Source organism: Acinetobacter sp. GN11 (assembly GCF_054823985.1).
Genome location: NZ_JRVL01000143.1, coordinates 1 through 4,040 on the forward strand (window position 1 = coordinate 1; position 4,040 = coordinate 4,040).

General features: G+C 40.5%; 3 protein-coding genes. 2 read left to right on the top strand and 1 reads right to left on the bottom strand.

Annotated elements, in window-relative coordinates:
- Both aspT and NL42_RS12550 read left to right on the top strand, forming a co-directional pair.
- The coding region (gene aspT / locus NL42_RS12545) for an aspartate-alanine antiporter (protein ID WP_461312993.1) at positions 1-1,624 on the top strand (1,624 nt) is incomplete at its 5' end.
- A gap of 56 nt (positions 1,625-1,680) precedes the next feature.
- Positions 1,681-3,279 carry a bifunctional aspartate transaminase/aspartate 4-decarboxylase gene (locus tag NL42_RS12550; RefSeq protein WP_045430334.1) on the top strand — a complete coding sequence of 533 codons (1,599 nt, stop codon included), beginning with the start codon at positions 1,681-1,683 and terminating at the stop codon, positions 3,277-3,279.
- A gap of 50 nt (positions 3,280-3,329) precedes the next feature.
- Here NL42_RS12550 and NL42_RS12555 read toward each other — a convergent pair whose 3' ends face one another.
- A complete protein-coding gene (locus NL42_RS12555; RefSeq protein WP_419297119.1) occupies positions 3,330-3,884 on the bottom strand; it encodes a TetR/AcrR family transcriptional regulator in 555 nt (184 codons plus the stop codon).
- Positions 3,885-4,040: the final 156 nt, after the last annotated feature.

Below are 4,040 nucleotides of genomic sequence, written 5' to 3' on the forward strand. Positions count from 1 at the left end.
CGCAATCGGCTTCTGGATTGGACAATTCCAGTTTGGAAAATTTCAATTTGGCGGAGTCGCAGGCTCCTTACTTGTCGCAGTTGTTTTAAGTCTTATTGGCGTACCTGTCGATAATGGCGTTAAAGCAATTTTATTTGCCCTTTTCATTTACGCGGTAGGCTTTGAAAGTGGCCCTCAGTTTTTTAAATCGCTTGGGCCACAGTCCATAAAAGAAATTCTTTTAGCAGTATTTATGGCAGTGTGTGGTTTAGTCACTGTTTTAGTCATGGCTAAAATTTTTCATCTCGATAAAGGCTTGGCTGCGGGTCTCGCTGCGGGTGGCATGACTCAATCAGCCATTATTGGGACTGCTGGAGATGCCATTTCTAGACTCGATCTCCCACTCGCAGAAATTCAAAGACTTCAAGCCAATGTCGCGATTGGCTATGCAGTGACCTACATTTTTGGTTCATTGGGAGCGATCATTGTTTGTGTGAATATCTTGCCTAAATTTATGGGTAAAGAAATCCACGACGATGCTTTAAAAGCTCAAAGTGAACGACTCAAAGGTGCTTTCGAGCTAGCACCCGGTCAAGAACTTGCGATGCCCGAAATTGTTGGCCGTATTTATAAAGTCAAACAAGCCAATGGACACACGATTGCGGAAATTGAAGCAAAACAGCCGAGTATTACGATTGAACGGTTGAAACGTAAAGATCAGTTTATTGATGTTGCACCCGAGCTAACCTTACAAACTGATGATGTCGTATTACTGGTTGGGCGCCGTGCCAATGTGGTTTCAGTTGCCGAGCAAATCGGAAGCGAATTACAGTCATCGCAAGGTATGGAAATGATTATGGATACCAGCGATGTCATCCTAAGAAATTCTAAATACATTAACCGTACCTTAGGAGATATTAAGGCGAATACGCCTGCGTATTTAAAGCACGGTATTTATGTACTTGCGATTAAACGTAAGGATGAGCCACAACCTTTAAGTGACGACACCGTTTTACGCCAAGGTGATGTGGTCACCGTCTACGGTACAAAAAGTGACCTCGATCGTTTAGTGAAAGAAGCTGGTAAAGCCCTACCTGAAAGCTTAAAAACGGACTGGATTTTCCATGGTGCAGGCCTTGTAGTCGGTTTAGTGATTGGTCTATTTGTGATTCGTTTAGGTGATGTGCCCTTAACTCTGGGTGCAGGTGGCGGAGCTTTACTATCAGGTTTGCTCTTTGGCTGGATTCGAAGCAGAAATCAGGTACATGGCAATATGCCGCTAGCGGCTTCACAGCTTCTGAAAGATTTGGGACTTGCGGGCTTCGTTGCTGCCGTCGGCTTACAATCAGGTTTACAAGCCATTCAAACCATTAAAGAAAGTGGCCTTTCACTCTTTATGATCGGGGTTGTCGTAACACTGGTGCCTCTACTGCTTTCCATGCTCTTTGCTCGTTATGTTCTGCGTTATAACAACGTTGCAGTAATGGCAGGTGCACTATCTGGTTCACGCAGTGCAAACCCTGCATTTGGTGCAATTTTAGACAAAGCAGGAAACTCGATTCCGACCGTTCCTTTTGCAATCACCTATGCCTTGGCGAATGTGTTCTTGACCTTACTCGGACCACTCATCATAGGCTTGGCCTGATTTTATACATTGAATTAGAAAGTTTATTCATCTCACTATAATTAAGGAGACGTCCCATGGGGAAAGTCGATTATTCTAAATATGCAAAACTCAGCCCATTTGAACTAAAAGATAATTTAATAGAATTAGCTCAAAGCAGAACTGACAGAATGATGTTAAATGCTGGGCGAGGTAATCCAAACTTTCTCGCAACCGTTCCTCGTAGAGCATTCTTTCAATTGGGTTTGTTTTCGGCGACCGAATCTGAGTTTTCATTTTCTTACATGCCAGAAGGTCTAGGTGGCTTCCCTCGCCCCGTTGGACTCCAGTCACGATTTGATAATTTTATTTTGGAAAACCGTGACAAACCCGGCGTCGTCTTTTTAGGCAAAGCCGTGTCTTATGTGCGAGATCAGTTAGGTTTAGACCCAGATCTTTTTCTGCTTGAAATGGTTGAAGGTATTTTAGGGTGTAACTATCCGGTGCCAGACCGTATGCTCAGAGTGAGTGAAACGATTATTAAAGAGTACGTCTTACGAGAAATGGGCGTACAAGGCATGCAGAAAAAAGATTTAGACTTGTTTGCGGTCGAAGGCGGAACAGCAGCAATGGCCTATATCTTTAACTCATTAAAAGAAAATAAAATTATTAAAAACGGTGACCGTATTGCAATTGGTAGCCCAATTTTTACGCCATATCTGGAAATTCCAAAACTCAACGATTATCAACTTGAAGAAGTACTCATTGAGGCCGACCCTAAACTCGGTTGGCAATATCCAGAATCGGAACTCAGAAAGTTAGAAGATCCATCGATTAAAGCCTTCTTTTTAGTGAATCCAAGTAATCCGCCATCTGTAAAAATGAGTGATGAAGGGCTTGCGATTTTGGAAGATATCGTTAAAAAACGCCCTGATCTGATTATTTTAACAGATGACGTTTACGGTACTTTTGCCGATAACTTCAAATCGCTTTTCGCAATCTGTCCAGATAATACAATTTTAGTTTATTCATTCTCTAAATACTTCGGTGCGACTGGTTGGCGACTTGGTGTCATTGCACTTTCAAATAACAATGTGCTTGATAAACAAATTGCGAATTTATCGAAAAAAGAGAAGAAAGAACTTGAAGAGCGCTATTCATCTTTAACGACTGACCCTGCAAGCATTAAATTTATTGATCGCTTAGTTGCAGATAGCCGTAATGTTGCTTTGAACCATACTGCTGGTCTGTCTACACCACAGCAAGTTCAAATGGTTTTATTTGCATTGTTTAATCTGATGGACTCACGCCAAAGCTATAAAAAAGCAGTCAAGTCTGTTGTACGTGAACGTGATGCAGCACTTTATCGACAACTTGGTGTCGATGTTCCAACCGATCCAAATGCCGTGGACTACTACACACTAGTCAACCTTGAAAATACCTCACGTACTCTCTATGGAGATGAGTTTGCGGACTGGGTAATGAAAAATAAAAATCCGACCGAACTTTTATTTAGAGTAGCTGATGAAACAGGTGTGGTTTTATTACCGGGCTCTGGCTTCGGGGTCCAGCACCCTTCTGCCCGTGCATCATTAGCTAACCTAAATGAATATCAATATGCTGCTATTGGTGACTCTTTAAGACGCTTTGCGGATGAAGCTTATGCAGAGTATTTAAAAACCAAGAAAGGAAAATAAGCACCTATATAAAGTGAGGCTCTAGTAGCCTCACTTTTAATGAGCTAGACCTAAGACACCATAGTTAAAAAATAATTTAGTAATCTATCTCGGTCATCTACCTGATTTTCTCCTAAAAGCTGAACCATAGCGCCATCAATCACAAATAAAAACAGGTGCGCATCTTCAATTGAGGCCGTAACTTTTAACGTTAAAAGTAGTTTATAAATTTCTTGAATTAGCCAATTTCGATAGTCAATTACGACCTTATAGGCGGTTGGATAAAGCTTTTCAATTTCAAAAATTGCTTTAAATGGCAAATGGTAAAAGCCTTCTAAATCTGCATGTAAATAGAAAATTTTCTTGAGCTTATCGAACAACATGAGTTCACGGTATGAATGGATAATTGAAAATACCTCGTCTTTTAATGCATCTTTTTGAAAAGTTAGGCTCATCTCGATGAGCTTTTCTTTGGAGTGAAAATCATTATAAAAAGTGGATTTTGAAATTCTGGCTTCAGCAATAATTCGGTCGACACCGACATTATGAAAACCATGTTGATTAAATAGATCTCTTGCCGCGTGGAGCACTCTTAATGCTCTAAATGAATTTTCTAAATTTGGCATAAATATTCTGCTCAAAGATAATTTTTTGTTGTATATAAAAGAGATAGAAAGGCCTTCACTCTTAAAATGAGTACTAAAAACAGGCATGCGAAAGCTGCACAAAAAGGATGCGCTAACCTATCTCAAGCTTTATTGTTGATATGATTTTTTAGTCGT

Coding starts and splice junctions, on each gene's coding strand:
- NL42_RS12555 (WP_419297119.1), bottom strand. CDS start 3,884: ATGCCAAATTTAGAAAATTCATTTAGAGCATTAAGAGTGCTCCACGCG.
- NL42_RS12550 (WP_045430334.1), top strand. CDS start 1,681: ATGGGGAAAGTCGATTATTCTAAATATGCAAAACTCAGCCCATTTGAA.